28 protein-coding genes are annotated in these 25,495 nt (G+C 63.7%); 11 read left to right on the top strand and 17 right to left on the bottom strand.

Going from position 1 to position 25,495, the window contains the following annotated elements; genetic code table 11:
- Positions 1-50: 50 nt before the first annotated feature.
- On the top strand, positions 51-932 hold the full coding sequence (locus tag R2N11_RS07155) for an MBL fold metallo-hydrolase (protein ID WP_316680627.1): 882 nt from the start codon (positions 51-53) through the stop codon (positions 930-932).
- A gap of 13 nt (positions 933-945) precedes the next feature.
- Positions 946-1,641: a DsbA family protein gene (locus R2N11_RS07160; RefSeq protein WP_316680628.1), complete on the top strand. Its 696-nt coding sequence runs from the start codon at positions 946-948 to the stop codon at positions 1,639-1,641.
- An 11-nt stretch (positions 1,642-1,652) separates the two neighbouring features.
- On the opposite strand, the gene thpR is transcribed toward R2N11_RS07160, so the two are convergent.
- From thpR to pcaH, 3 genes are all read right to left on the bottom strand, one after another.
- Positions 1,653-2,255: an RNA 2',3'-cyclic phosphodiesterase gene (gene thpR / locus R2N11_RS07165; RefSeq protein WP_316680630.1), complete on the bottom strand. Its 603-nt coding sequence runs from the start codon at positions 2,253-2,255 to the stop codon at positions 1,653-1,655.
- Between the two features lie 132 nt (positions 2,256-2,387).
- Positions 2,388-3,083 (bottom strand): protocatechuate 3,4-dioxygenase subunit alpha, encoded by a 696-nt coding sequence (pcaG, locus tag R2N11_RS07170; RefSeq protein WP_316680632.1) that lies wholly within the window; start codon positions 3,081-3,083, stop codon positions 2,388-2,390.
- A complete protein-coding gene (gene pcaH / locus R2N11_RS07175) occupies positions 3,083-3,823 on the bottom strand; it encodes a protocatechuate 3,4-dioxygenase subunit beta (RefSeq protein ID WP_199026689.1) in 741 nt (246 codons plus the stop codon). Before pcaH ends, pcaG begins: the two co-directional genes overlap by 1 nt.
- Positions 3,824-3,928: 105 nt before the next feature.
- Here pcaH and pcaQ point away from each other — a divergent pair, with 105 nt between their 5' ends.
- Positions 3,929-4,861, top strand: a complete 933-nt coding sequence (gene pcaQ, locus R2N11_RS07180; protein ID WP_316680633.1) for a pca operon transcription factor PcaQ — start codon at positions 3,929-3,931, stop codon at positions 4,859-4,861.
- Positions 4,862-4,911: 50 nt separating this feature from the next.
- Here the strand turns inward: pcaQ and R2N11_RS07185 are convergent, their stop codons facing one another.
- The 12 genes from R2N11_RS07185 to R2N11_RS07240 all read right to left on the bottom strand — a co-directional run bounded on the left by R2N11_RS07185 (position 4,912) and on the right by R2N11_RS07240 (position 17,581).
- The gene (locus R2N11_RS07185; protein ID WP_316680634.1) at positions 4,912-6,303 is read right to left on the bottom strand and encodes an L-cystine transporter; all 1,392 of its coding nucleotides are present in this window, start codon (positions 6,301-6,303) and stop codon (positions 4,912-4,914) included.
- 142 nt (positions 6,304-6,445) lie between these two features.
- Positions 6,446-7,654 (bottom strand): DUF418 domain-containing protein, encoded by a 1,209-nt coding sequence (locus tag R2N11_RS07190; protein WP_316680635.1) that lies wholly within the window; start codon positions 7,652-7,654, stop codon positions 6,446-6,448.
- 185 nt (positions 7,655-7,839) lie between these two features.
- Positions 7,840-8,895 carry a porin gene (locus R2N11_RS07195; protein WP_316680636.1) on the bottom strand — a complete coding sequence of 352 codons (1,056 nt, stop codon included), beginning with the start codon at positions 8,893-8,895 and terminating at the stop codon, positions 7,840-7,842.
- A gap of 58 nt (positions 8,896-8,953) precedes the next feature.
- Positions 8,954-9,292 (bottom strand): L-rhamnose mutarotase, encoded by a 339-nt coding sequence (locus R2N11_RS07200; protein WP_316680638.1) that lies wholly within the window; start codon positions 9,290-9,292, stop codon positions 8,954-8,956.
- A gap of 19 nt (positions 9,293-9,311) precedes the next feature.
- Entirely contained in the window at positions 9,312-10,088 is a 777-nt protein-coding gene (locus R2N11_RS07205; RefSeq protein ID WP_316680639.1) for an SDR family oxidoreductase, read from the bottom strand.
- Positions 10,089-10,091: 3 nt separating this feature from the next.
- Positions 10,092-10,979, bottom strand: a complete 888-nt coding sequence (locus R2N11_RS07210) for an L-fucono-1,5-lactonase (RefSeq protein ID WP_316680641.1) — start codon at positions 10,977-10,979, stop codon at positions 10,092-10,094.
- Between the two features lie 4 nt (positions 10,980-10,983).
- The gene (locus R2N11_RS07215; protein ID WP_316680642.1) at positions 10,984-12,261 is read right to left on the bottom strand and encodes an L-fuconate dehydratase; all 1,278 of its coding nucleotides are present in this window, start codon (positions 12,259-12,261) and stop codon (positions 10,984-10,986) included.
- A 28-nt stretch (positions 12,262-12,289) separates the two neighbouring features.
- Positions 12,290-13,150 (bottom strand): fumarylacetoacetate hydrolase family protein, encoded by an 861-nt coding sequence (locus tag R2N11_RS07220; RefSeq protein WP_316680643.1) that lies wholly within the window; start codon positions 13,148-13,150, stop codon positions 12,290-12,292.
- A gap of 32 nt (positions 13,151-13,182) precedes the next feature.
- Entirely contained in the window at positions 13,183-13,941 is a 759-nt protein-coding gene (locus tag R2N11_RS07225) for an SDR family oxidoreductase (RefSeq protein ID WP_316680644.1), read from the bottom strand.
- Between the two features lie 34 nt (positions 13,942-13,975).
- Entirely contained in the window at positions 13,976-14,995 is a 1,020-nt protein-coding gene (locus R2N11_RS07230; protein WP_430715419.1) for an ABC transporter permease, read from the bottom strand.
- Complete coding sequence (locus tag R2N11_RS07235) at positions 14,985-16,520, bottom strand: sugar ABC transporter ATP-binding protein (protein WP_316680645.1); 1,536 nt, start codon at positions 16,518-16,520, stop codon at positions 14,985-14,987. Before R2N11_RS07235 ends, R2N11_RS07230 begins: the two co-directional genes overlap by 11 nt.
- Complete coding sequence (locus tag R2N11_RS07240; RefSeq protein WP_316680646.1) at positions 16,505-17,581, bottom strand: sugar ABC transporter substrate-binding protein; 1,077 nt, start codon at positions 17,579-17,581, stop codon at positions 16,505-16,507. The genes R2N11_RS07235 and R2N11_RS07240 overlap by 16 nt, the downstream gene beginning before the upstream one ends.
- Positions 17,582-17,790: 209 nt before the next feature.
- Between R2N11_RS07240 and R2N11_RS07245 the strand changes: the two genes are divergently transcribed.
- The gene (locus R2N11_RS07245) at positions 17,791-18,597 is read left to right on the top strand and encodes an IclR family transcriptional regulator (RefSeq protein WP_316680647.1); all 807 of its coding nucleotides are present in this window, start codon (positions 17,791-17,793) and stop codon (positions 18,595-18,597) included.
- Positions 18,598-18,645: 48 nt separating this feature from the next.
- Here the strand turns inward: R2N11_RS07245 and R2N11_RS07250 are convergent, their stop codons facing one another.
- Both R2N11_RS07250 and R2N11_RS07255 read right to left on the bottom strand, forming a co-directional pair.
- Positions 18,646-19,458 (bottom strand): DUF2182 domain-containing protein, encoded by an 813-nt coding sequence (locus R2N11_RS07250; protein ID WP_430715422.1) that lies wholly within the window; start codon positions 19,456-19,458, stop codon positions 18,646-18,648.
- The gene (locus R2N11_RS07255) at positions 19,439-20,218 is read right to left on the bottom strand and encodes a DUF899 domain-containing protein (protein ID WP_199026694.1); all 780 of its coding nucleotides are present in this window, start codon (positions 20,216-20,218) and stop codon (positions 19,439-19,441) included. The genes R2N11_RS07250 and R2N11_RS07255 overlap by 20 nt, the downstream gene beginning before the upstream one ends.
- Positions 20,219-20,315: 97 nt before the next feature.
- Between R2N11_RS07255 and R2N11_RS07260 the strand changes: the two genes are divergently transcribed.
- From R2N11_RS07260 to R2N11_RS07290, 7 genes are all read left to right on the top strand, one after another.
- Positions 20,316-21,536: a helix-turn-helix domain-containing protein gene (locus R2N11_RS07260; RefSeq protein WP_316680650.1), complete on the top strand. Its 1,221-nt coding sequence runs from the start codon at positions 20,316-20,318 to the stop codon at positions 21,534-21,536.
- A gap of 37 nt (positions 21,537-21,573) precedes the next feature.
- Positions 21,574-22,230, top strand: a complete 657-nt coding sequence (locus tag R2N11_RS07265; RefSeq protein WP_316680651.1) for a Vgb family protein — start codon at positions 21,574-21,576, stop codon at positions 22,228-22,230.
- A 116-nt stretch (positions 22,231-22,346) separates the two neighbouring features.
- Entirely contained in the window at positions 22,347-22,799 is a 453-nt protein-coding gene (locus tag R2N11_RS07270; RefSeq protein WP_316680652.1) for a MarR family winged helix-turn-helix transcriptional regulator, read from the top strand.
- 16 nt (positions 22,800-22,815) lie between these two features.
- Positions 22,816-23,157: a hypothetical protein gene (locus R2N11_RS07275; protein ID WP_316680653.1), complete on the top strand. Its 342-nt coding sequence runs from the start codon at positions 22,816-22,818 to the stop codon at positions 23,155-23,157.
- Positions 23,154-24,422 carry an MFS transporter gene (locus R2N11_RS07280; RefSeq protein WP_316680654.1) on the top strand — a complete coding sequence of 423 codons (1,269 nt, stop codon included), beginning with the start codon at positions 23,154-23,156 and terminating at the stop codon, positions 24,420-24,422. Before R2N11_RS07275 ends, R2N11_RS07280 begins: the two co-directional genes overlap by 4 nt.
- 160 nt (positions 24,423-24,582) lie before the next feature.
- Positions 24,583-24,957, top strand: a complete 375-nt coding sequence (locus R2N11_RS07285) for a CHAP domain-containing protein (protein ID WP_199026700.1) — start codon at positions 24,583-24,585, stop codon at positions 24,955-24,957.
- 8 nt (positions 24,958-24,965) lie between these two features.
- Entirely contained in the window at positions 24,966-25,424 is a 459-nt protein-coding gene (locus R2N11_RS07290) for a DUF3828 domain-containing protein (protein WP_199026701.1), read from the top strand.
- Positions 25,425-25,495: the final 71 nt, after the last annotated feature.

Genomic DNA, 25,495 nt, shown 5'->3' on the forward strand with positions numbered 1-25,495 from the left:
AGCAACCTACAGTAGCGGTATTGCCATCACATCCGCCCAGGAGCCCCCCGATGACCTTGATCCGCCCCCTGCTTGCCGCCGGCCTCGTCAGCGCCGGCATCGTTGCCTATGCCGCCGCGCCGGCGCCGCTGCACCTGGAGGTCTACAACCCCGGTGACAAGGGTGTCTTCCCGGTGTCGTCGGAAATCATTACGGGGGCGCACGAGGCCATCTTGATCGACGCGCAGTTCCAACGCACCGACGCGCAAGCCCTGGTGCGAAAGATCCAGGCCAGCGGCAAGACGCTCACCACCGTGTACATCAGCCAGAGCGACCCGGATTACTACTTCGGCCTCGACGTCATCCGCGCGGCCTTCCCGAAGGCGAAGATCGTGGCCACACCGCAAACCGTGGCGGCCATCCAGGCATCGATGAATGGCAAGCTGGCCTACTGGGGTCCGCTCCTGAAAGACAACGCCCCCAAGGCGCTCGTGCTGCCCGAGGTGCTGCACGCCGACCACCTCACCCTGGAAGGCCGCGCCATCGAGATCAAGGGCCTGAACGGCCCGAACCCGGCGCGCACGTACCTGTGGATTCCGTCGCTCAAGACGGTGGCCGGGGGCGTGGTGGTCAACAGCGGCGACCATGTTTGGGTGGCCGACACGCAAACGCGCGAATCACGCCTGGGCTGGCTGCAGACCCTCGACAACATCACCGCGCTCAAGCCGACGACGGTGGTGCCAGGACACTTCACCGGACCCATGCCCGCGGGGCTGGAAGCGGTACGCTTTACGGCAGACTACCTGAAGACCTTTGAAGCCGAAGCCGCCCGCGCCAACAACTCAGCCGAATTGATCAAGGCGATGAAAGCGGCCTACCCGTCCCTGCCTGGTGACGCATCGCTGGAGTTGAGCGCCAAGGTCATCAAGGGCGAAATGAAGTGGCCGCAGTAACCCAGGATTGCTTATGACGACGTTGCATTACATCTTCGACCCGCTGTGCGGCTGGTGCTACGGCGCCGCGCCACTGGTGGATGCCGCCCGCGCGGTGCCTGGCCTGACCGTCGCGTTTCATGGCGGCGGCATGCTGGCCGGCGCAAACCGGCGCATGGTCACGCCGCAATGGCGCGACTACGTCATGCCGCACGACCACCGCATCGCCGAGATGTCCGGTCAGCCATTCGGCAAACCGTACTTTGACGGCCTGCTGCGTGATACCAGCGCGGTGATGGATTCGGAGCCGCCCATCACCGCGGTGCTGGCGGCTGAAGCGCTTGGCGGGCACGGGTTGGACATGATCCACCGCGTCCAGCGCGCGCACTACGAAGAAGGCCGGCGGATTGCTGATCTGCCCGTGCTGCGTGAGCTGGCCGCAACGTTGGGCCTGTCGCCTGAGGCGTTCGATGCGGAATATACGCGGCAAGCCGGCGCACTCACGCAGCAGCACATTGCGGCAAGCCGGCAATGGCTGGATCGCGTGGGTGGACAGGGCTTTCCAACGTTTGCCCTGGAAGATGCGGAGGGCCGCCTGGGCACGATCGACGTCGGCCCGTGGCTCGGTCGTCCGGAACAATGGGCACAGGCCCTGGCGCAGCACATCGGCGCCCCCGCCCCGGCAAGTGAGGCCGATGGCCCGGTCTGCGGACCGGATGGCTGCGCGTAACGGCGCGAAGCTCAGCCTTTGAGTGTCCAGCGGCCAAGCTCGTCATACCGCGTCTTGCCGAGCCAGCTATGGATGAGGACGAACTCGCGCACCGTCCAAGTCATGGGCTCGACCGGCTTGGGCGCAAAGCCGCCACGGTCGTACAGCAGCGTGATGTGCGGCTTGAAATGCCCAAGCGGCACGGGCAGGCCGGCATGCTGCAAGGCCTCGCCCAGTGCCAACTGAAACGCCATCAGTGCTGTCGTGCCATTGGCGCCACTCTCGCTTTCACCGCCCAGCAGCACGAATGGCCGATGGTCGCGTCGGCCATGAAAGCTCACCACCTGATCGAAGGTGACATCAAAGGCAGGCAAGGCAAGCCCTTCGGCAGCCAGGCGCGTGCGCGCAACCAGATCGTCCGGCGGCGCTTGAACGAAATCGCCAAGGTGATACAGCGTGATATGCAGGCGCTCCGGGCGTAGCGCCTTTCCCTTGAAGCCGACGGCTGGCCGCAGTTGCTCCACCACCCGCGCAATGCGCTCTGCGGTACCGGCATCGGGCTTGATCGCCAGAAACAGGCGGTGTGCGGGCAACTGGGGCGTGGCTTCGAATCCGGGAAGGGTGAGTTGGGTCACAGCGCGGGTGTCAAATGTGGAGCATCAAGGCCTCCATTATCGACAAGCGCATGACGTCTTGCGCATTGCTCCAAAAAACAACGCCCGGCAGGTTACCCCGCTGGGCGTTGTTTCATGTGACGCGGCAATCGATCAGATATCGAAGAACACCGTTTCCGCACCACCATCGGGCGTGTCCTGCAGGCGCACGTCAAAGGTGTAGACCACCTCACCATTGCGCTCGGTGCGCTGCGCAATCAACGTCTTGCGGCGCACTTCCCATTCAATGCCATTGAGTACCGGGTCGGCACCATTGGCGACGGCCTCATCACCAAAGTACACGCGCGTATGCAAGCCAAGGTTGATGCCGCGTGCAAACAGCACCATGCAGATATGCGGCGCCTGCACGGTATTGCCGCGCCCTGCCACGGCACCCGGCTTGATGGTGTCGAAGCGATAGACGCCGGTGTCGAAATCGGCACCCGCGCGGCCCCAGCCACGGAAAGCCGCATCGACTGGCTTGTCCTGGCGGTCAGCCGGGTGGGCGTACTTGCCATCGGCATTGGCCTGCCAGATCTCGATCAGCACGTCGCGCACGAGCGAGCCGGAACCATCGAACACGCGGCCTTCCAGCGCGATGCGCTCGCCGCGCGTGGCCGGCGTGGTCAGCACGTTGCCGAATTCCTTCTCGTAGATGTCGAAGCCTGCCTGGCGCGGTGCGAGCCCGATATGCACGTAGGGGCCGCCCGTCTGCGAGGCCGTCTCATTGAAATGCGCGAAGGGCGGCGTGGTCGTCATGGTTGCGGCCTGGGCACGTTCGAGCGATGCATGAAGCGTGGTCGTGGTCATCACTTGGCTCCTTGCTGGGCGTTCTCGAAATGCGTGGCACGGCGGCCACGCAACGTGATGTCAAAACGGTAGCTGCGCGCATCGAGCGGCACGTGGTTGGCCGTATCGAGCAGCGCAATCAGACCGCGCACCTGCTCTTCACTGGGAATGGTCTTGATGATCGGGCACTGCGCAATCATCGGATCGCCCTCGAAGTACATCTGTGTGATCAGGCGCTGCGCCCAGCCATCGCCCGAGAGCGAGTAATGGATATGCGACGGGCGCCAGTCGTTGATGCGGTTGCGCCACGGATACGGCCCCGGCTTGATGGTGCGATAGGCGTAGTAGCCGTTGGCATCCGTCAGCATGCGGCCGCAGCCGCCGAAGTTCGGGTCGATCGGCGCGATGTATTGATCTTTCTTGTGACGATAGCGGCCACCGGCGTTGGCCTGCCAGACCTCCACCAGCGCATTCGGCACGGGGCGGCCAAATTCGTCGCGCACGTAGCCGTGGACGATGATGCGCTCGCCAATCGGCAAGCCCTCCTTGGCGTAGTTGAGGATGAGGTCGTTATCGAGCGCGCCGAGGTCGTCCGGGTGGAATACCGGCGCGGTCGTCTCCGACAGCGTATTGAGCGTGGAGATGAGCGCATTGCGCGGCGAGCGCAGCACGCTGGTCTTGTACACGGGGGTGAGCGCGGGCGGGTGCTGGGCGGTATCGCGCTGGGCGAACTCGCCGGTGCCGGAAAGCGGCAGGGTCATGGGGCGTCTCCGTTGGAATCTGTAGGAATGACTCGAGTTGGACTATATGGCCGCCAAAAAGTGAAGTAAATTGACTTATGATCGAAAAATCGATAACTAAAATTTATGGATAGCACTGACCTCCCCTCGCGCATCCGCTTTCGCCATCTGAGTTGCTTTGTTGCCATTGCGCAGGAGCGCAACCTGCGGCGGGCGGCTGAGCGGCTTCACCTGAGCCAGCCGGCGGTGTCGAAAACACTGGGCGAACTGGAAGCGCTGGCCGGCGCCCAACTGGTTGAACGTGGCCGGCAAGGGGCGCGGCTCACCGCGGCCGGCGAGCAGTTCCTGCGGTATGCCGTAGGCGCGACACAGGCGCTGGAATCGGCCACCGCAGCGCTGATGGGTTCGGGCGAAGCCTCTGCACCTGTCGTGCACGTCGGCGCCCTGCCGACGGTGGCGAGCGGCCTGCTGCCGCAGGCGATTGCTGCGCTGCATGCACAACGCCCGCATGCCGGCGTACGCCTGCGCACCGGCACCAATGCCGAACTGCTGACAGCGCTCAAGGCAGGCGAACTCGATTTCGTGGTCGCCCGCATGGCCGAGCCGGATGCCATGCAAGGGCTATCGTTCGAGTTGCTATATGCCGAACCCCTTGCGCTGGTGGTGCGGCCCGGGCATCCGCTGCTCGCGCAGCCAGGCGCATCGGCGTCGTTGCAGGCGGTGCTGGATTATCCGATGGTGATTGCGACACCGGGCACCGTACCGCGTCATCACACTGAGGCGTTGCTCCAGACGCACGGCCTGCGCTTGCCGACGGGCGTAACAGAAACGCTATCCGTGTCGGTCTCGCGTTTGCTGGCATGCCGCTCCAATGCGGTGTGGATCACACCCGAGCGCGCCGCCCATGACGATCTTCAGCACGGTGGACTGGTCCGACTGGACATTGTCACCTCCGCCACCAAAGAGCCCGTCGGCCTGCTACGCAGAAGTGCCAGCACACCCAGCGAACTCGCCAGCGCATTCATGGAGACGCTGACCGATCTGGCGCAGGTGCCCTGAAAAGCAACATGCCGACCACGAGGTCGGCATGTTCTCTTTTGGCGCAGCGATCAGCGATGCATCAGTTCCGGCTCGTCACCGGCATCAAACACGCTTCGATCGGTTTGCCCCAGCAACTGGCTGGTGATCGTCCCGGCGGTCATCGAGCCGTTGACGTTGAGCGCGGTCCGCCCCATGTCGATCAGGGGCTCGATGGAGATCAGCAGCGCCACGAGCGTCACGGGCAGGCCCATGGCCGGCAGCACGATCAACGCGGCAAAGGTAGCGCCACCGCCAACGCCGGCAACGCCAACTGAACTGAGCGTGACGATCGCGACCAGCGTTGCAATCCACACCGGATCAAACGGGTTGATGCCGACCGTGGGCGCCACCATCACGGCCAGCATGGCGGGATACAAGCCCGCGCAGCCGTTCTGGCCAATGGTGGTCCCAAACGATGCCGCAAAGCTGGCGATCGACTCCGGCACGCCGATACGCCGTGTCTGTGCCTCGATGCTCAGCGGAATGGTGGCAGCGCTCGACCGGCTGGTGAACGCGAAAGATAGCGCCGGCCACACCTTGCGGAAGAATCGAATCGGGTTGATGCCGTTGACCGTCAGCAGCACGGCATGCACACCGAACATGATCGCCAGGCCAAGATACGAGGCCACCACGAAGCCGCCGAGCTTGATGATGTCCTGCACGTTGGACACGGCCACCACGTTAGTCATCAGCGCGAGCACACCGTACGGGGTCAGGCGGATGACGAGTCGCACAAGCTTCATGACCCAGGCCTGCGCGGTATCGATGGCGGTCAGCACACGCTCGCCCTTCACCGCATCATCCTTGAGCAGATTCAGTGCAGCCACACCCAGGAAGGCAGCAAAAATCACCACGCCGATGATCGATGTCGGCTTGGCACCGGTCAGCTCTGCAAACGGGTTCTTCGGCAGGAAGGACTGCAGCAGTTGCGGAACCGAGAGGTCAGCCACCTTGCCGACGTAGTTGTCCTGGATCGCGCTCAGGCGGGCAGTTTCCTGCGCGCCTTGCACCAGCCCTTGTGCGGTCAGGCCAAACAGGTTCGTGACAAACACGCCGACCAGTGCGGAAATCAGCGTCGTCAGTAGCAGCGTGCCGATTGTCAGCACGCTGATCTTGCCCAGCGACGCCGTGTTGTTGAGCTTGGCCACCGAATTGAGAACGGAGACCAGCACCAGGGGCATGACGATCATCTGCAGCAACTGAATGTAGCCGCCGCCGACGATGCTGAACCACGCAATCGATTGCTTGAGCGTTGCGCTTTCTTCGCCGTAGATCAGGTGCAGCACCAGACCGAACACGATACCCAACACCATGCCCAGTAGCACGCGCTTTGCCAGGCTCCAGTTCGATTTCACGCAAGCGCCAAGGCCAATCAGGATGGCTGCGAAGGCGGCGATATTCAGTATGAGCGGAACGTTCATTGTTCTATTGAGTTGCTATGTGTGATCGAAAGTGACGACTTCGGCATCACCATCGTCAATTGCCCCGGCATCTTACGACAGATGCGCAAATGGCGTCGTAGCAAGGAATCGCCCAATCTCACACGAACATCCTGGCGCTGCCCTAGCTGGCCAACCCCTTCGGCTCGGTGCGCAACGCCGAAAACCGCCAGTGCGTCACCGCGCGCAGCAACCACTCCACCGGACCATAGGCAAAACGCCCTAACCACCAGCGGCTGACGACCGTCTGCACCGCAAAGATTGCAAACGCGATCAGCAGCGCATCCAATGGGCTGACCCGGCCCATCATGCGGAATCCATACGCCAGAAAGATCACCGAACACACCAGCGACTGCATCAGGTAATTCGACAGCGCCATCCGCCCGGCAGGTGCCAGCACGCCCAGCCACCATCGGCCCCAGCGGGTGCGGAACAGCAACTGCATCCCGCCGATATACGCAGCGGTCAGCAATGGTGCCGTCAGCAGGGTTAGCGACAGGCCCAGCAGATCCCACGGCGTGCCGGCCAGCTTTGTCGTGCCGTAGGCATACGCCACCGCAGCCGGCAGGCCCACACACGCGCCGGCAATCAGGCATTGCGTGTACAGCTTGCCGGTGCCGGCGGTTGGCGACGATGCCGAGAACAGCCCGCGCCGCCCTGCAATGCACCCCATCAGAAACATCGCCAGCGCGGTCGGCGCCTGCATCAGGGCCGTCACCACCCACACACCTTTGAGTTCTTCCACATGCTGGGCGATGACGCCCGCGGGTGTGCTGCGGAACGCCGTCAGCGTCGAGGTGATCTCCGCCAACGCCTTCGAATCGCGCGTCGCATCGACATCCAGCACGGAGAGCACGCCGATGATCGCCCACACCGCGGCCGTACCCACAATCAGGCCCACGGCCAGCTTGGCAAGCGTCTTGTCTGCCCGGCTGCGCAACGTCAGCAGCACAGCGCCCATCAACGCATAGGTGGTGAGGATGTCACCGTGGAACAACAGCACACCATGCAGCAGCCCGAGCACCCAGAGCCCAGCAAGCCGTCGCAGCATGCGAGGCACAAACGCCTTGCCGTCGCGCTCGGCAGACTGCATCTGCAGCGTGAAGCTGTAGCCAAACAAAAACGAGAACAGCAGGTAGAACTTCCATTCGAACAGCAAGGCAATGCCAACCATGACCGCGTGGCTGACACGGCTCTGCGCCATTGGATCGGGTACGCCCGTGCCGTAGTACGGCGTTGCAAAGGCGATGATGTTGACGACCAGGATGCCCAGCAGGGCGAAACCGCGCAGCGCGTCAAGGCTCGATTGACGCTCGATTGGAGATAGGGCCATGACGGATTCCGACAAGACAGCTTGAACGAAAGGCAGGATATTCCGCATGCCAACGCGCCGCCTTGTGGCCCACTGACGGCGCACACGACACGCTCAGCCAGCTGCAAGCGTTTCTTGCACAGGCGAAAAAAAGCCCGCACGCATGCGGGCTGACAAGGCGCTGGGCGATCAGGAGGACACGCTGCTCAGAACGAGTGAACGATGCCGGTATAGGCGCCCAACTGGCTCTTGCCCGGCGCAGGGTTGTTGTTGGTCGCCTCCACCGAGAAGTTGGCTGTAGCGCTGTTCTGCACCGTGCCGACGCTGGCGTACAGCATGGTGCGCTTGGACAGGTTGTAGTTCGCGCCCAGCATGAACAGGTTGGCGTTGCCGCCGCCATGGTTCACGTTGATGCGGTACGCCGCGCCGATCAGTGTGAGCGCTGGCGTGAGCTCGTAGTTCACACCCAGCCAGTAGTGGTTGGCCTTGGTGGGCCCACCAGTCGGGGCATCCGGCGCAGAGAGGTTTTCGTACACGGCAAACAGCTTCGCCTTGCCGATGGTGTACGTACCACCGATCGTCGCTTCCTTCGAGAAATTGAAGAGGTCGCTAAACTTACCGTTCGGGTCGCGGATGACATCGTAGATCGCGCGCACTTCCACCGGCCCGGCGGTGTAGACGGCAGACACGCCGTCCCGGCGGCTGTTCTTGAAGGAGCCCGGCTGCTCGCCCAGCCCGGTCTGCAGACCGATCTGGAAGCCGCCCCACGTGGGGCTCTGATACTCGACGATGTTGTTGGCGCCCTGCCAGTTGCGCCCGCGCACCAGCGTGGCCGAGCCGATGAACTGCTGGCCAGTCGGATCCAGGAACCAGACGTCGTTGCTGATGAAGAGGTTCTTGCCGACGGTCAACGTGCCCCAGGTCGGGCTCGACAGGCCGACGTACGACCGGCGATTGAACAGCGCATCACCGTTGGTTTTGCCCTGCGCAGCGCCAAAGCCCGACTCCAGGCGGAAGACCGCCTGCAGACCGCCACCCAGATCCTCCTTGCCCATGAACCCGAACATGCTGGTCCCCCACTGGTTGTCCGCAGCGCGCCAGAGGCTGCCGCCAGGCGAAGTCGCAGTGGGAGCGACGTTGTTCTGGTAGTCGATGCCGGAGGCTACCCGGCCATATAACGTGACGCTGGTTTGCGCATGCGCCGCGCCAGCGGCCACGCACAGGACGACCGCACCCAGCGGCCGGATTGCTCGGTTTTTCATTGTGTCTCCTCTCTGGTGTCATACCGGCCACGGCCGGGTCGTGCTGCGGCAACGACTACTACTGCTGCCGCAAATCGAAGATGCAGGTCATCGGTGTCCACTTCTGGCCAGCGGGCGTCCAGGGGGTAGGCGCTTGGAATTGCCACATCAGCGTTTCCCATTCGATGAGCCTGGGGTCGGTGCTGGCGGCGTCAGCCATGCGATCGGCGTTGTAGACGGCGTCGTCGGTGTCCATGAGCATCACCATGCGGGTGCCCAGACGATAGATCTCCATACCGGTCACGCCGTGCTTGCGCAGGTGCTGCGCGACTTCCGGCCAGATGCGCTGGTGATGCGCTTCGTAAGCGGCAATGAGCGCCGCGTCGTCCTTCAAGTCCAGAGCGAGGCAGTAGCGCATGGCGGCGGTCTCTGGGAAATTAGGTCAACGCGCGGTCGAGGTGCGTGTAGCCACCGTCGACAAACACCCATTGCCCCGTCGTATGCGATGCCTGCGGCGAGAGCAGAAAGACGGTTGTGTTGGCAATCTCATCCGCCGTGGTCATGCGTTGCCCGAGCGGAATCTTGGCGGTGATCTCTGCCAGCTTCGCATCAGGGTCGTCAAACGTGGCAATCCAGCGCTCGTACAGCGGCGTAAGCACCTCGGCTGGAATCACCGCGTTGACGCGCACACCATCCGGTGCCAGCGATGCTGCCCACTCGCGCGTGAGCGAGAGTTGCGCGCCCTTGGCAGCGGTGTAGCCGCTGGTGTTCCCCTGCCCCGTGACTGCCGTCTTGGAAGAGATGTTGACGATGGCGCCACGACTGGCCTTCAAATGCGGCACGCACAGATGCGCCATCACGTAGTAGTGAATAAGGTTCTTCTCCAGTGAGCGCACGAAGGCATCGCGCCCCGCGTCGAGCCCCACCCCATCGTTCACGCCGGCGTTATTGACCAGGCCATCGATATGGCCGAAAGCACGCACCGTTTCATCGACCATGTGCCGGCAATCGACCTCTTGCTCAAGGTCGAACTGGAAGAAGCGCGCTTTGGGCTGGCGCTGCATCAGATCGGCCTCGAACTCGGTCGTCATCGGGCTCTTGCCGCAGACGACGGGGATGGCACCCTCGGCCGCCAATTGCAGCGAGATGGCCGCGCCAATGCCGGCCGCCCCGCCCGTGACGATCACGACTTTGTCTTGCAGATGCAGGTCCATGGTTCAGGCCTTGGGTTGCAGGTTGTAGCAGCGGGTGGCGGTGCCGCCCCAGAGGTCGGCGCGTTCGGTGGTGCTCAGGCGCTCTTCCGCCCAGACATGCAGCACGTCGTAGACGGTGCCGTACGACGCGGCCAGCAGACATACCGGCCAGTCGGAGCCGAACATCAGCCGCTGCGGACCAAATACGTCGAGCGCCACGTCCAGGCATTGCCGGGCGTGGTGGACATCGCGCACCGTCACACCCTTGCGCCAGTCCGCTTCGGTCAACAGGCCGGAGAGCTTGCAGGCGACATGCGGCATGTCCTTCAGCGGTGCCAATGCCGCCTTCCAGCGTGTCATCGCTTCCGGGTCACGTGCAAAGGCTTCGAGCGGCGGCTTGCCAAGGTGATCGAGCACCAGCCAGTGGTTGCCGTGCCGCCCGCAAAATTCCACTGCAGGCTTCAGTTGATGCCCGAGCACAAGCACGTCATACGCATAGCCCCAGATCTGTAGCAGTGCAATGCCACGCTCAAATGCTGGCGCGGACAGAAAAGCCGCCACATCCGGTTCGTCCTGCACCTGATGGCGGAAGCCCACCAGCTTGTGCTCGCCACTCAACGCCTCCAGGCGCGCTTCCAGATCGGCGGCGGTCAAGTCTTCCCAACCGACCACGCCGGCAATCCAGTCGTGCGCGTTGGCCAGTTCGAGCAGGAAGCGCGTTTCCTCCCGCTCGCCACGGGCCTGCACGGCAATCGCAGCGTCCAGCCGTTGCGCACGCAGCTCGGCCAGCAGATCGGCCGGCAGGCGGTCTTCTGCCAACGCGTCCATGCCAGGGCCGATCCACGGATACGCCTCGGGCCGATAGCGCCAGAAGTGCTGGTGCGCGTCGATGCGGAAAACAGGCGCAGCCATCGACTCAGCCCCGGAAGCGGTATTGCTCTAGCGATGCGGGTTTCATCGTGATAGAGAACCCGGGTGCCTGCGGTGGCAGGTAGGCCGCGTTGTGTACCACGCAGGGGTCCACAAAGTGCTCGTGCAGGTGGTCCACGTACTCCACCACGCGCCCTTCACGCGTGCCCGACACGCAGATGTAGTCGATCATAGACAGATGCTGCACGTACTCGCACAGGCCCACGCCGCCCGCGTGCGGGCACACCGGCAAGCCGTACTTGGCTGCCAGCAGCAGCACGGCCAGGATCTCGTTCACGCCGCCCAGGCGGCAGGCATCGATCTGCACCACATCAATGGCGCCGCGCATGATGAACTGCTTGAAGAGGATGCGGTTCTGGCACATCTCGCCCGTCGCCACCTTCACGGGTGCGATGGCGTTGCGTACGGCGCGATGGCCCTCCACGTCGTCCGGGCTGGTCGGCTCTTCAATGAACCAGGGCTTGGCGAAGCCGAGTTCTCGCACCCAGTCGATGGCCTCGTTCACCTCCCAGACCTGGTTGGCGTCGATCATCAGTTGGCGGTCCGGCCCGAGTACTTCGCGGGCGATGGACACGCGGCGAATGTCGTCCTTCAAGTCCCGCCCCACCTTGAGCTTGATATGGCGGAAGCCGCTGTCCACAGCCTCGCGGCAGAGGCGGCGCAGCTTGTCGTCGTCATAGCCGAGCCAGCCGGCGGAGGTGGTGTAGCACGGGTAGCCTTCCTGCTCCAGCGTACGGATGCGTTCGGCCTTGCCAGGCGCCTGCTTGCGCAACAGATCCAGCGCTTCTTCCGGCGTGATGCCGTCGGTCATATAGCGGAAGTCGATGCAGCGCACGAGTTCTTCTGGCGTAAGGTCAGCCACCAGGCGCCACAGCGGCTTGCCCTCGGCCTTGGCCCACAAATCCCAGGCGGCGTTGACGACGGCACCCGTGGCCAAGTGGATGGCCCCCTTGTCCGGGCCAATCCAGCGCAGTTGACTATCGGAGGTGACATGGCGCCAGAAGCGGCCCATGTCTGAGCGAATCCAGTCGAGGTCGAGCCCTTCCACCAGATGGCGCATCGCCTCGATGGCGGCGCAGCACACCTCGTTGCCGCGCCCGATGGTGAAGGTCAGGCCATGGCCTTCCAGGCCCGGTTGATCCGTTTCGAGAATCACATAAGCCGCGGAGTAGTCCGGGTCCGGGTTCATCGCATCGGAGCCGTCGAGATGCTGGGAAGTCGGAAAGCGCACGTCCAGCACGCGCAGAGATCGGATGATGGTCATGTGTGTTGTGTTCTGGAATGCGGAATGCTCAGTCTTGTGCGCTCACGGTGCGCTGGTGCTGCTCGCCCAGCCCCTGGATCCCCAGACGCATGGTCTGGCCTGCTCGCAGGTAGACCGGCGGCTTCTGCCCCAGCCCCACGCCCGGCGGCGTGCCGGTGGAGATCACATCGCCAGGCTGCAGGCTCATGAAGCGACTCAGGTAGCTCACCAGATGCGTCACGCCAAACACCATGGTCGACGTCGATCCGTTCTGGTAACGGTGCCCGTCAACCTCCAGCCACAGGTGCAGCGCCTGCGGGTTGGGCACCTCGTCAGCGGTGACGAGCCACGGGCCGATTGGACCGAAGGTGTCGCAGCCCTTGCCCTTGTCCCAGGTACCGCCGCGCTCAATCTGGAATTCGCGCTCCGACACATCGTTGACGACGCAGTAGCCCGCCACATGCGAGAGCGCATCGGCCTCGCTGATGTAGCGACCACCTTTGCCGATGACAACGCCAAGCTCCACTTCCCAATCCGTCTTGACCGAATCGCGCGGGATCTCAACATCATCGTCCGGGCCGGAGATGGCGCTTGTCCACTTACCAAAGACCACAGGCTCGGCCGGTACCTCGGCGCCGGTTTCAGCGGCGTGGTCGGAGTAGTTCAACCCAATGCAGATAAACTTGCGGACGTTGCCCACACAGGGGCCCAAACGAAGACCAGCCTGCGGCGTGCCATCAACGACGGGCAGGCTATTGACGTCGAGTGCACGCAGCCGGGCCAGGCTTTCGGGCAACAACGCGGCACCCCCAACGTCGTCAATCACAGCGGAGAGATCACGCACCTGCCCCTGTGCATCGAGCAGGCCGGGTTTTTCGCGGCCCTTGGGGCCGTAACGGAGGAGTTTCATGGCGTTATCGTTGTGGACTGCAATCGGTTCATTCAGTTGGACCAGCCGCCATCGATCACGCAGCAAGTGCCGGTCGTGAAGCGGGACTCATCCGAAGCGAGGTAGGTGGCCAGCGCGGCAATCTCGTCAGCCGTGCCGACGCGGCCCATCGGCTGGCGTGCTACGAAGGCGGCGCGAATCGTGTCGATCGACACGTTCTGTTCCTTGGCCTGCACGGCGATGCGCTGCTCCAGCGAAGGCGATTCCACGGTGCCAGGGCAGATGGCGTTGCAGCGGATGCCGCGGGCCACAAAGTCAGCAGCAATCGCCTTGGTCATGCCGATCACTGCGGCTTTGGTCGCGCCGTACACAAAGCGGTTGGGCACACCCTTCACGCTGGAGGCCGCCGAGGCCATGTTGATGATCGATGCGCCGCCGTTGTCCAGCATCTTCGGCAGCAACGCACGTGTGAGCCAGTAAATCGATGTCACGTTGAGCTGCCACGAGAACGCCCAGTCCTCTTCCGAGCATTCAAGGATGCTGCCGTGGTGCACGAAGCCCGCGCAGTTGAACAGCCCATCGAAGGCAGCTTCGTCGCGCGCCAGTGCAGCAACAGCGTTAGCGTCCGTTACGTCCAGCCGCAGGGTGCGAATACCTGCCCCAGCAGACTGCGCTGGCAACGTGGCGAGCGCGCCTTCGTTGATATCGGTGGCAAGCACCTGCGCGCCTTCCTTTGCGAACATCAGGGCACTGGCGCGGCCGATACCCTGCCCGGCCGCCGTGACCAGGATGCGTTTTCCTTGGAGTCTCATTGCTACGTGTGTGTTGGGGTGACAGGAAACCCGGTTACTGCTGTTCTTCACCGGTAAGCTTGGCCACCATCAACGCGCCGAGGATGATGGCGCCGTAGATGGCCTGAATCCAAAACGACGGCACCTGGGCGAGCGTCAGCAGGTTCTGCACGACACCCAGCAGCAGCACGCCGCACAACGCGCCGAACATCGAGCCGCGTCCACCATCGAGCGACACGCCACCGATCACGGCCGCCGCAAACACGGTGAAGATCATCCCGTTGCCCTGGTTGGCGTTGATGGCGCCCACGTAGCCCGTGACGACCAGCCCGCCGATGGCTGCCAGCACACCAGCCAGAACGAACACGCCCCAGGTGATGCGGTCCACCTTGATACCGGCTGCGCGGGCCGCCGGCGCATTGCCGCCGATGGCATACAGCGCACGACCCAGCCGGTGGTAGCGCAGCATGCCGCCCGCCAAGGCAAAGGCCAGTGCCGCTAGCCACACCGACAGTGGCAGACCGATCAGCGTGGTGGTTGCCAGTGCAAAGAACGGCGCGGGCATATCAAACAGCGTGCCGCCCTTGGTGGCCCCCACCAGCATGCCGCGCAGCACGATCAGCATGGCCAGCGTGACGATGAAGGCGTTCAGCCGCAGCTTGACCACCAGAAAGCCGTTGACGAAACCAACGATGGCACCGATGCCAAGAATCGCCAGCAAGCCCGCGGCCAACGGCCATTCCGTGCCAAAGCCGCCGGAGGCCGCCGGAATCACCAGCATCGCGCCCACCGCCGGCGCAATGCCCACGGTCGATTCCACCGACAAGTCGAACTTGCCCGTGATGATGATCAGCGACTCCGCCAGCACCACCAGCGCCAGCGCAGCCGATGCGCCCAGGATGCTGATGATGTTGGCCTCCGTCAGGAAGCTCGGGCTGACGAACGCACCGAGCACGAACAGAATCACGAGCGCAGGGATCAGCGCGAAATCGCGCAGGCGCGCAAGTTGCAAGCGCGGCGCTCGGGCAGCAGCACGCGCATCGGGTGCATTCGCGGCCATGGCATTACCTTTCATTGAGAGTCACTCCTTCGATCGACGCGATCAGGGCGTTGTCTTCCCAGCCCGCCGTGTATGAAGCGCAGACCTCGCCGCGCAGCATCACCAGCACGCGGTCGCACACGCGCAGGTCGTCCAGTTCACTGCTCACCAGCAAGACTGCCTTGCCCTCCTGCCGCACGGAGTCCACCACCGACAGCAGAGCCTGCTTTGATTTCACGTCCACACCGGCGGTCGGGTCGATCAGCACCAGCACATCGGGGTTGTTGGCCAACGCACGGGCCATCACCACCTTCTGCTGATTGCCGCCGGACAGGCCTGACACGGCCTGCTCTTCCCCTTGCGCGACCACACCCAGTTCGTGCATCAGCGTCTGCGCCATATGGCGGCGCGGCGCGGGCGCGATAAAACCGAACTTGCCAAGCAGATGCGGCACCGTCATCGTCGCGTTCTCGCCGATTGACTGGCCAAGCACCAAGCCTTCGTGATGACGATCCTTGGGGACGCAACTCACGCCGGTGGCCAGCGCGTCAGTCACATCGCCTGGCTTAAGCAACCGCCCAGCGATGCGGATATGCCCGGCCGTCTGTGCCTTGAGCCCGGCCACGGCCTCACCCACGCTGGTACGCCCGCTGCTGGTGGCGCCAGTAATACCGACCACCTCGCCGCGTCGCACCTGCAGTGAGACGTTGGCGTAGTCCACGCCAGACAGGTTGGCAACGTCGAGCACTACAGGTGCATCGACCAGCGGCTCACGGTCGCGTGCATCGCTAGGGGCCAGATTGCCGGCCTCGCCTGTCATGGCTTCGATGAGCGCGGTCTTGGGCATCGCCTCCACCGGCGAGGTGACGATGTGGCGCGCGTCGCGCAGCACCGTCACCGTCTGGCACAGGTCGTAGATCTCCTGCAGATGGTGCGAGATGAAGAGGAACGTCACGCCGTTGCGCTGTAGCTCTTCAACGCGGCGGAACAACCGCTTGATCTCGTCACCATCCAGCTGCGCGGTCGGCTCGTCGAGGATGATGAAACGCGCGCCGTATGACAGGGACCGCGCGATCTCCACCAGTTGACGTGCCTCCACGGTCAGATCGGCGGCGCGCATGTCTTCGTGCACGTCGATCTGCCAGCTATCGAGCAGCGTGCGGGCTTCACGACGCAGCGCATGCCAATCGATCCAACCGCGCTTGAGCGGTTGCCGGTTGATGAAGAGGTTCTCGGCCACCGTCAGCTCGCGCACGATGGTCGAGTGCTGGTACACGCAGGCCACGTGACGGCGCCAGGCCGTGCTGTCCGACACCGGCGGCGCGGCCTGCCCGTTGAACAGGATCGTGCCGGTGTCAGGCTGGCGCAGCCCCGTGAGCATCGACACCAGCGTCGACTTGCCCGCGCCATTGCGCCCGACCAGCGCGTGTGACTCGCCCGGCATCACGGCCAGGCTCACGTCGCGCAGCGCCATCGTCGAGCCAAACTGCTTGGACAGCCCGCGCGCCTCCAGCACCGGTACCGCCATGGCTTCAGCGGGCTTCACTACTGGTTGGCCCATAGCGCCTTGTCGTCCACGTTCTGCTTGGTCACCACAGGCGCCGGAAGCTGGTCTTCCAGAATGCCCGGCGAGACTTCGACGATGTTGCTGCCGTGGTCGGTCGGGCCCACCTTGAAGGTCTGGCCGGCCAGCGTGGCCTTGATGTAGTAGAGGCCGTACTTAGCGTAGAGGTCGGCCGGCTGCGAGATGGTCGCGTCGATCTCGCCCTTGCGAATGGCATCGTATTCCTGTGCGATACCGTCGTTGCTGACCACCACGATGTGCTTGGGGTCACCCGCTGGGAACAATAGACCCTTGCGGCGCAGCGTCTGCAGCGTGGGCGCCAGGTACACGCCACCGGCATGCATGTAGATGCCCTTCACATCCGGGTTAGCAGAGAGCAGGCTGTCGAGCGCGGCGGCCGCGGCATCAGACTTCCAGCCGGCCGGAATCTCCAGCACCTTCAGGTTCGGGAAATCCTTCATGCAGGTGCGGAAAGCTTCTGCGCGATCGCGCCCGTTGACCGACGCCAGATCGCCCATGATCTGCACCACCTTGCCCGCTTTCACGTGCTGGCCAATGTACTGGCACGACTTGGTGCCATACGCACGGTTGTCTGCGCGCACCACCATCGCCACCTTGCCCTTGGTGGGTGCTACATCCACCGCCACTACCGGCACCTTGCGTTGCTCGGCCAAGTCCAGCGCGCGGCTGATGGCGGCCGAATCGAGCGGCGCCACCACCAGGCCCTTCGCACCCAAGTTGATGAGGTTGGAAATGTCGGTGATCTGCTGGGCCGGGTCCTGGTTGGAATTGACCGGCGCAAGGATGTCGACGCCCAGCGTCTTGGCCATCTTCGGGATATAGCCGTTGTAGGACTGCCAGAACGGCGAAGTCAGCAGCGGCAGGTTGACGCCCACCTTGGCGCCATCCACGGCATAGGCCGCACCGGCACATAGCGCACCGACCGCCGTGGCTGCCACGGTCAGCCGCCTGACTAGGGGGCGCTGGAAGAGTCGGGAAAACTGCGGGAATTGGGATACGCGCCCGCCTGCGGCGGACGAACTGCGTGAAGCTGCCATGTGATTGTCTCCGGTGTGCAAGTTTCAGAACTGCATCTGTGTCTGACGATCGCTTGGCATCTCCTGTTGCGCTCATCAGTGAATATATTATTTATATTTGAATGTAAATGCGTCAAGGAATGTGTCGCAGGGGTTTTCCCTAGAAGCGTAGACGCCGCCGCGCCCCTTGTTTGTGATTGGCCCGACACCGCTTTAAGATTCGATGCCGTATGGACAAAGACACCACCTCCTCTGCTGACGCCAGCGCCGACCGCTACCGCGCCCCCGCGCTGGACAAGGGCCTCGACATTCTCGAGCTGCTCTCCGAACACCCCGATGGCCTGACACGCGCCGAGATCGTCAAGGCGCTCGGCCGAAGCGCCAACGAGATCTACCGCATGCTGGAACGGCTGGTCGCGCGGCAATACGTGACGCGCTCGGCTGGCGGCGACCGCCATGCGCTGAGCCTGAAGATGTTTGCGTTGGCGCACCGGCACCCGCCCGTGAACCGGCTGGTGACGCAGGCGCTGCCCGTAATGGATGCCTACGCACGACAATCCGAGCAGTCCTGCCATCTGGGCATGTATGACCGCGGCAACGTGCTGGTGATTGCGCAAGTGCCCGGCCCAGGCACATGGGGCCTGTCGATTCGCCTGGGGGCACGCGTGAGTCTGCTCGACACGGGCTCCGGCCACGTGCTGCTGGCTTGCCAAAGTGACGAACGCCGCGCGCAGATGCTGGCCGAGCACATCGCCGTGGAAGGCGAAGTGCCGATCCCGGCAGACGAGCTTGATCACACGCTGCAGCTCATCCGCACGATGGGTTACAAGCAGCGCGAGAGCCTGCAGTCCTTCGGGGTGGTGGATATTTCGTGCCCGATCCTGGGGCCGGATGGACAGGCGCTGGCAGTGCTGACTTCACCGTACATCCGCCGCATCGACCGGCATGTCGGCCCATCGCTGGATGAAGCGCGGGCGTTTCTCGTGCGGGCCGCGAACGAGCTGTCGCTCAACCGGCAGCAGCGCGACGAAGACTGAGCACTAGGCGAAGAACAGCCCGCGCGATGCGGGCTGAGACATCGCGCCTTACCCAGGCACGGTGGCACATGCGATCAAGAGCAGCCCAGCCACAGCCGCAAGCGCGCCGACAACACGTGCGGCGTGCTCACCCATAGGAGCGAGACGCTCAAGCGTGATCGCCGCAGCGATCACCACCATCGCGCACAGGTCCATGACCCCCACCACGAACAGAATCGTCGTCAACCCTGCGCACGAGCCACAGCAATGCAGGCCGAGGCGCATACCCTGTCGCCAGGCTGTGCGAGCGTTTGCTGGTAACACGCAACTCGCCCCTGCCTCTCGGCAACGGGCAAGCAGATGCGCTTTCCATACGGAGAACTGGAGCACACCCGCGCCCAGCACTGCGATACCCGCCGCCACCGGAACCGCGCGCGCCAGCATCGGCCACCGCATCTGCAACGTCACAAGCACAGTCCCTAGCGCAAAGGCCAGCAGACCAAACACCGCCCACACCGCGAAGTAGCTCAGCGCAACCAGTGCGGTCAGCGCCTCCAGATGCGTCCCTCCCGCCGTGCGCACGCTGTGCCGATACCCCCACAGCATCGGCACCAGAGAGGGCAACATCATCGCCACCATCATCACGATCCACATACCGAGAAACGAGGCGGCGGTGCCTAGCCATGTCTGCCCGCACATCGGCATCCACGCCATCGCCAGTGTCCAGCCGCCGGGCATCGGCATCTCGCCCATGCCTGACATCGATGTGCACCACGCGACTGTCGCCGCCGTGCTGGCCACGAAAAGCAGTGCCGAGACGCCAAGGAAACCGCGCTCGGACACTGCATGCGTGCGTGATGGTTCAACGCTGCGCGTACTCATCATGGCGGCGCCACCAGACACCGGTTTCATTGCGACCAAGCGGCGCACGGTCGAGCCATTGGTAGGCCCCCCACAGGCCATCCAGTCCGCGCGCGTAGGTGGAGTACGTGTGATACACGACGCCATCTTCCAGCACGAATGCGCTCATACCCGGCCGGTCGCGCACGTAGGTGGGGGCATCGGTGCCGCACATGGCCGCAAACTGCTGCACGGGTGCGGGCAGGTCTGATGCATCCATCACGTGGCTGCCGCGCACGTAGTTGTAGTCGGACGTGCCGGCGCGCTGCTGCTCTTCGGAAATCGAGACGTTGAAGTCGTAGTTGAAATCACTGCCGACCGACGACGCCCACGGGAACGTCCAGCCCATGCGCTGTTTATAGGCCTGCAGCTTCTCCAGCGGGGCGCGCGATACCGCCAGCAGCAGTACGTCGTGATTCGCCAAATGCGTCGCAAAGCCATTGAACCCATCCGCAATCATCGAGCACGACGGGCAGCCGGCCTTGTAATCAGGCCCGAACATGAAGTGATAGACGAGCAGTTGCGAACGCCCGCGAAACAGGTCCGCCAGCGACGCACTCCCCTCATCGGTTTCAAAGCGGTAGGTCTTGTCGACGCGGACCCACGGCAGCGCCTGACGTTGGCGTGCGAGTTCGTCGCTGCGGCGGGTCAGTTCCTTCTCCGCTGCCAGCAACTCAAGACGTGCCTTTAGCCACGCTTGCCGCGTCGCGGTGGCATGTTGGGTGATGTGTGTTGCAGTCATGCTTACCTCCATGTGGATGGAAATTCGGGTGGAAACGCGTGTGCTAGATTAGGCGCCGACACCAACCGGAGGGAGTGACAAGTGTGGCGGGATTCAGATGGACTCGCTGATCACGGCAGCCGCACGCGCGCTCGCGGCGGGTGACCCGTTCGGGGCGCTGAACCGCGTCGCCTTGCGCGACGACCCGCCGGCACTCGCGCTGCGCGGTATCGCCATGGCCCAGCTTGGCGACCTCACACGCGCACGGACACTGCTGCGCAATGCAGCACGCGCCTTCGGATCAAGAGAGGCGCTGGCCCGCGCGCGCTGCATCGTTGCAGAAGCCGAAATTGCGCTCGCCTCCCGTGACCTTGGCTGGCCCGAGAAGACACTCGATGCAGCACGTGTCACGCTGGAAGCGCACAGCGATCATGTCAACGCCGCACATGCGCGGTATCTCGACATCCGACGTTTTCTCCTCATTGGCCGATTGGACGACGCCGAACGCATGCTGGCGGTGCAGAACCCGGCCACCCTGCCGCCTGTCCTACGGGCGGCGCATGAGCTGGTCATCGCGGGCATCGCACTGCGCCGGCTGCAAACACAGCCTGCGCGTACAGCACTTGCGCATGCTGAACGCGCTGCGCGCCAAGCAGGCATCGCCGCACTAACGGCGGAAGTTGAAAACGCAGCCCTTGCCTTGCATGCACCTGCTGCGCGCCTGATCGCGCGCGGCGAGGCACGCCTCCTCCGGCTTGAGGACGTGGAAGCGCTGTTCGCTTCGACAACGCTCGTCGTAGACGCCTGCCGCCTTGCCGTGCGCGAGACCGACACCGTCGTCTCACTCGCCACACGCCCGGTGCTGTTCACCCTCGTTCGCACTCTGTCCGAAGCCTGGCCGGCAGACGTGCCAAGAGACAGGCTCATCGCCCAGGCATTCCGCACCAAGCACGCCGATGAATCGCATCGCGTGCGCCTGCGTGTCGAGATCGGGCGGCTGCGCGCAGCACTCGGCGATCTGGCAACGGTGAGCGCAACCAAACACGGGTTCGCACTGCAGCCGCGGCGCGCGCGCGAAATTGTCGTGCTGGCACAACCCGTTGAGGAGCCGCACGCTGCCGTGCTCGCCTGCCTGGCAGATGGGGAGTCGTGGTCCAGTTCAGCATTGGCGCTCGCGCTCGGCAGCAGCCAACGCACCGTGCAGCGCGCGCTCGACACGCTGGCGACAGCTGGCAAGGTGCAATGCTTCGGCCATGGCCGGGCCCGCCGCTGGATGACGCCCCCCGTGCCCGGATTCGCGACCACCTTGTTACTCCCTGCGCCGCTGCCGAGTGACTAGGATGAAGGCTCCGCAACCCAATCCACAGGACACGAACATGAAACGATCCGCCGCCGAAATCGTGCGCGAATATGGCCCGTTCCCGGGCGCCAACAACGTAGGCGGTGTAACGTACGACGGTCAGCACGTCTGGTTTGCGGCCGGGGACCATGTGCAGGAAGTCGACCCCGCCAGCGGTCATGCTCTGCGCACGATTGACGTACCCGCCCATGCCGGCACGGCCTTCGACGGGCGGCACCTGTTCCAGATCGCAGAAGACCGCATCCACAAGATCGACCCACAAACCGGGAACGTACTCGCGACCATTCCCGCGCCGGGCGCCGGTGGCGATTCCGGGCTCGCGTGGGCGGAAGGCACACTCTGGGTCGGCCACTATCGGGACAGGAAAATCCGCCAGATCGACCCCGAAACTGGCGCCGTGCTGCGCGTCATCGAATCCAACCGCTTTGTGACGGGCGTCACCTGGGTCGACGGCGAACTCTGGCATGCCACCTGGGAAGGCGACGACAGCGATATCCGGCATATCGATCCACGCACGGGCGAGGTACTGGAGCAGATCGACATGCCAACAGGTGTGAGCGTGTCAGGGCTGGAATCTGACGGCGCCGACCAGTTCTTCTGCGGCGGCGGAACCAGCGGGAAGATTCGGGCGGTACGGCGGCCCACAAAGAACGCAAAAGCAACGGCAAGCTAGCCAGCCACATCCCCCCCCAACCGAACGAAGCCCGCGGCGATGCGGGCTTTCTCGCTTTCGGCTCAACATTACAGTCAAACTGCACAGTTAAACTGTATTTATGCTACGCTTGGCGGATGGTCAAGCAACCCTCCCCAACCGAAACCTCACCGTCGGCCACGCTGGCGGGTGATCTGCGCATTGCTCTAGGCAAACTGTCTCGGCGGCTGCGTGAACAAGTGCACCCGAACGACCTCACCCACGCGCAGAAGTCCGTTCTGCTGCGCCTGGATCGTGACGGCCCCACCACGGTCTCCGCACTTGCCCGTGCGGAGAGTGTGAAGCCGCAGTCCATGCGCGTGACTGTCGCAGGGCTGGAAGCCATGGGGGCAGTTGTCGGCAAGCCCGACCCGACTGACGGTCGGCAAACGCTCATCGACCTGACGCCCGGCTTCCGCATGGTGCTCAAGGAGAGCCGCGCGGCCAAGGATGATTGGCTCTTTCGCGCACTGCAGGCCCAACTGTCCCCCCAGGAACAAGCCGAACTGACGAGCGCAGTGAAGCTGCTGCAACGGCTTGCCGAATTCTGAACACGGAGCCCCAGACATGACAGCACTGCATCTCGTATCGTGGTTCTTCGGCGGCGCCTTTCTCGCCAACGCCGTGCCGCATTTCGTCTTCGGCATCGCGGGCCGGCCGTTTCAAAGTCCATTCGCCAAACCGCGTGGCGAAGGGCTCTCGTCCTCGACAGTGAACGTGCTCTGGAGCCTGTTCAACCTGGTCGTCGGTTACATCCTCGTCTTGCATGTGGGTGACTTCAACTTGCGTGACACAGGGGATGCCGCAGTGCTGGGGCTCGGCATCCTCGCGCTCAGCGTCCCGCTGGCACGACGCTTTGGCCGCTTCAATGGGGGCAACCTTGCTGGCAAGGTGCAGGAACCCAGATGAGCACATCGACAAGTGCGCCAGCAACGGGCGTCTTCCGCTCGCTGCGCATTTACAACTACCGCCTCTGGGCAGCGGGCTCACTGGTCTCCAACGTGGGGACGTGGATGCAGCGTACCGCCCAGGACTGGCTGGTCCTGACGCAACTCACCAACCACAACGCTTCTGCGGTGGGCGTGGTGATGGCCTTGCAGTTCGGCCCACAGCTCCTGCTGCTGCCGTGGACGGGCGTTGCCGCAGACCGCTATAACCAGCGCAAGCTGCTAATGGCAACACAGGCAACGTCGGGCGTGCTGGCGTTGATTCTCGGGCTGCTGACCGTGACCGGTGTAGTTCAGCTCTGGCATGTTTATCTGCTGGCATTCCTATCGGGCTGCGCGTCGGCGTTCGATGCGCCGGTTCGCCAGACCTTCGTGGCGGAACTGGTCGGAGACGGTGAACTGTCCAACGCCGTTGCACTTAACTCAACATCGTTCAATGCCGGGCGCATGATCGGGCCAGCAGCTGCTGGCATTGCCATTGCCTCCCTTGGTACCGGCTGGGCGTTCCTGGCCAATGGCCTCTCGTTCATCGCGGTGCTGGTTTCGCTTTGCTTTCTGCGCAAGTCCGAGCTGCACCCGAATGCGCGGGCACGGCGTTCGGCAGGCGGTTTCGCCGAGGCCATCCGCTATGTGCGGGCTCGGCCCGACCTCAAGGCCATGCTCGTCATGCTGTTCCTGATCGGCACGTTCGGGCTGAACTTCCCCATCTTCATCTCGACGATGGCCGCAAGCGTCTTTCATTCCGACGCGCGCGGCTATGGCGTGCTGTCGTCGATGATGGCTATTGGCACGATGTCTGGCGCGTTGTTCGCCGCCGGTCGTGAGCGGCCTGAGTTCAAATCGCTGCTGATCGGTGCAGCAATGTTTGGCCTGGGGTGCACGTTGGCCGCCATCGCACCGAGCTATTGGCTGTTTGCAGCAGCACTGGTCATCACCGGCATTGCCGCGCTCACATTCACCAACACCAGCAACAGCCTGATGCAATTGTCGACCGAGCCTGCCATGCGGGGCCGCGTCATGGCGCTCCGGGTAGCGATCGCGCTGGGCGGCACGCCCATCGGCGCGCCGATTGTGGGTTGGGTGGCAGACCATCTCGGGCCCCGGTGGTCACTCGGGGTCGGTGCACTTTCCGGGTTGCTTTCGGCCGCGGTTGCCATTTATGTGATGCGCCAGCAGATTCATCTGCCCCGTCAGGCGCAGGCAACGCTGGAACCAGGCACACGCTGAAATCCGCCCCACCACTACGGAAATTGCGTTGGTGCGCTCGCCCACCCCGCTGCTGTCTTTTCTTTGCTGCGTACGGGCTTGTTTGAAAGCCCCATAACATTCCGCCGAGGCAGTCCTTGTACGATGGCCGCGTCCGCAATCGTATTTCAGGAGAGACACGATGCCCTACGATGGAAACCGCGCGGCCAACTACGCCGACAGCCACGTGCAACCGAATAGCACAGGAAACTGCGCCAAATACGTCCGCAAGGCCCTCGAATGGGGCGGCGCGACGCTGGGCCGCGCGCACTTCGCGAAGGACTACGGCCCCGTCCTCGAAGAAGGTGGCTTTCACACCGTGCAAACCACCCCGCGCAAGGGTGACGTGATCGTCATTCAGCCGGCACCGGGTCATCCGTCCGGGCACATGGCCATCTACAACGGCACGGTATGGGTATCTGATTTCACACAGAACGCCGGGCCGCAGGGCTTCTACCCGGGTGAGGCCTATCGCACCGCGCAGCCGGCCTACAAGATCTATCGCCACGACGACTGAGGCCCGCCATGAAGACGCGATTCTCCAGACTGCTGGCGTGGCTGGTCCTCGCGGCCAGCCTGTTTGGCATGCAGGCCGTCATGGCACAAGGCAAAGCCGCCTCGCCTGAAGCCGACACAAAGGCGTTCTACGCCTGGTACATCAAGCTACAGGCCAAGTCGGTCTACCCACTGACCGACAGCGGCATCTACACCTATGTATCCAAAGACACCGTGGACCGCCTGCGCGAGGCCTACCGCCGCAATGAAATGCCGGGGGATGCTGACTACTTCACCAAGGTCCAGGACTACGACGAGAAGGACTGGGCCGAGCACACCGTCGCCCGCGCCCCGATCCTGCTTGAGGACGTTGCCGTCGTACCAGTCACATTCGGTTCGAAAGACAAGGTGAGCGTGCTCGTCTTCCTGCGCAAACTGGCAGATGGTTGGAAGATCACCAAGGTTGAGGATACGCAGGACTTTCAGTGATCCTGGCGTGCCGCCACGTACGAAAAAAAAGCCCGCTTTACGCGGGCTTTTTTACTAAACCGTGGAGGTGA

Origin of the sequence: Ralstonia flaminis, from assembly GCF_958415495.1 — a bacterium.
GTDB lineage: Bacteria > Pseudomonadota > Gammaproteobacteria > Burkholderiales > Burkholderiaceae > Ralstonia > Ralstonia flaminis.

Bases quoted from the DNA above. Each gene is read 5' to 3' on its own strand.
- R2N11_RS07155 (WP_316680627.1), top strand. From the start codon at position 51: ATGACCTTGATCCGCCCCCTGCTTGCCGCCGGCCTCGTCAGCGCCGGC.
- R2N11_RS07160 (WP_316680628.1), top strand. From the start codon at position 946: ATGACGACGTTGCATTACATCTTCGACCCGCTGTGCGGCTGGTGCTAC.
- pcaG (WP_316680632.1), bottom strand. From the start codon at position 3,083: ATGACCACGACCACGCTTCATGCATCGCTCGAACGTGCCCAGGCCGCA.
- pcaH (WP_199026689.1), bottom strand. From the start codon at position 3,823: ATGACCCTGCCGCTTTCCGGCACCGGCGAGTTCGCCCAGCGCGATACC.
- pcaQ (WP_316680633.1), top strand. From the start codon at position 3,929: ATGGATAGCACTGACCTCCCCTCGCGCATCCGCTTTCGCCATCTGAGT.
- R2N11_RS07185 (WP_316680634.1), bottom strand. From the start codon at position 6,303: ATGAACGTTCCGCTCATACTGAATATCGCCGCCTTCGCAGCCATCCTG.
- R2N11_RS07190 (WP_316680635.1), bottom strand. From the start codon at position 7,654: ATGGCCCTATCTCCAATCGAGCGTCAATCGAGCCTTGACGCGCTGCGC.
- R2N11_RS07195 (WP_316680636.1), bottom strand. From the start codon at position 8,895: ATGAAAAACCGAGCAATCCGGCCGCTGGGTGCGGTCGTCCTGTGCGTG.
- R2N11_RS07200 (WP_316680638.1), bottom strand. From the start codon at position 9,292: ATGCGCTACTGCCTCGCTCTGGACTTGAAGGACGACGCGGCGCTCATT.
- R2N11_RS07205 (WP_316680639.1), bottom strand. From the start codon at position 10,088: ATGGACCTGCATCTGCAAGACAAAGTCGTGATCGTCACGGGCGGGGCG.
- R2N11_RS07210 (WP_316680641.1), bottom strand. From the start codon at position 10,979: ATGGCTGCGCCTGTTTTCCGCATCGACGCGCACCAGCACTTCTGGCGC.
- R2N11_RS07215 (WP_316680642.1), bottom strand. From the start codon at position 12,261: ATGACCATCATCCGATCTCTGCGCGTGCTGGACGTGCGCTTTCCGACT.
- R2N11_RS07220 (WP_316680643.1), bottom strand. From the start codon at position 13,150: ATGAAACTCCTCCGTTACGGCCCCAAGGGCCGCGAAAAACCCGGCCTG.
- R2N11_RS07225 (WP_316680644.1), bottom strand. From the start codon at position 13,941: ATGAGACTCCAAGGAAAACGCATCCTGGTCACGGCGGCCGGGCAGGGT.
- R2N11_RS07230 (WP_430715419.1), bottom strand. From the start codon at position 14,995: ATGAAAGGTAATGCCATGGCCGCGAATGCACCCGATGCGCGTGCTGCT.
- R2N11_RS07235 (WP_316680645.1), bottom strand. From the start codon at position 16,520: ATGGGCCAACCAGTAGTGAAGCCCGCTGAAGCCATGGCGGTACCGGTG.
- R2N11_RS07240 (WP_316680646.1), bottom strand. From the start codon at position 17,581: ATGGCAGCTTCACGCAGTTCGTCCGCCGCAGGCGGGCGCGTATCCCAA.
- R2N11_RS07245 (WP_316680647.1), top strand. From the start codon at position 17,791: ATGGACAAAGACACCACCTCCTCTGCTGACGCCAGCGCCGACCGCTAC.
- R2N11_RS07250 (WP_430715422.1), bottom strand. From the start codon at position 19,458: ATGAGTACGCGCAGCGTTGAACCATCACGCACGCATGCAGTGTCCGAG.
- R2N11_RS07255 (WP_199026694.1), bottom strand. From the start codon at position 20,218: ATGACTGCAACACACATCACCCAACATGCCACCGCGACGCGGCAAGCG.
- R2N11_RS07260 (WP_316680650.1), top strand. From the start codon at position 20,316: ATGGACTCGCTGATCACGGCAGCCGCACGCGCGCTCGCGGCGGGTGAC.
- R2N11_RS07265 (WP_316680651.1), top strand. From the start codon at position 21,574: ATGAAACGATCCGCCGCCGAAATCGTGCGCGAATATGGCCCGTTCCCG.
- R2N11_RS07270 (WP_316680652.1), top strand. From the start codon at position 22,347: ATGGTCAAGCAACCCTCCCCAACCGAAACCTCACCGTCGGCCACGCTG.
- R2N11_RS07275 (WP_316680653.1), top strand. From the start codon at position 22,816: ATGACAGCACTGCATCTCGTATCGTGGTTCTTCGGCGGCGCCTTTCTC.
- R2N11_RS07280 (WP_316680654.1), top strand. From the start codon at position 23,154: ATGAGCACATCGACAAGTGCGCCAGCAACGGGCGTCTTCCGCTCGCTG.
- R2N11_RS07285 (WP_199026700.1), top strand. From the start codon at position 24,583: ATGCCCTACGATGGAAACCGCGCGGCCAACTACGCCGACAGCCACGTG.
- R2N11_RS07290 (WP_199026701.1), top strand. From the start codon at position 24,966: ATGAAGACGCGATTCTCCAGACTGCTGGCGTGGCTGGTCCTCGCGGCC.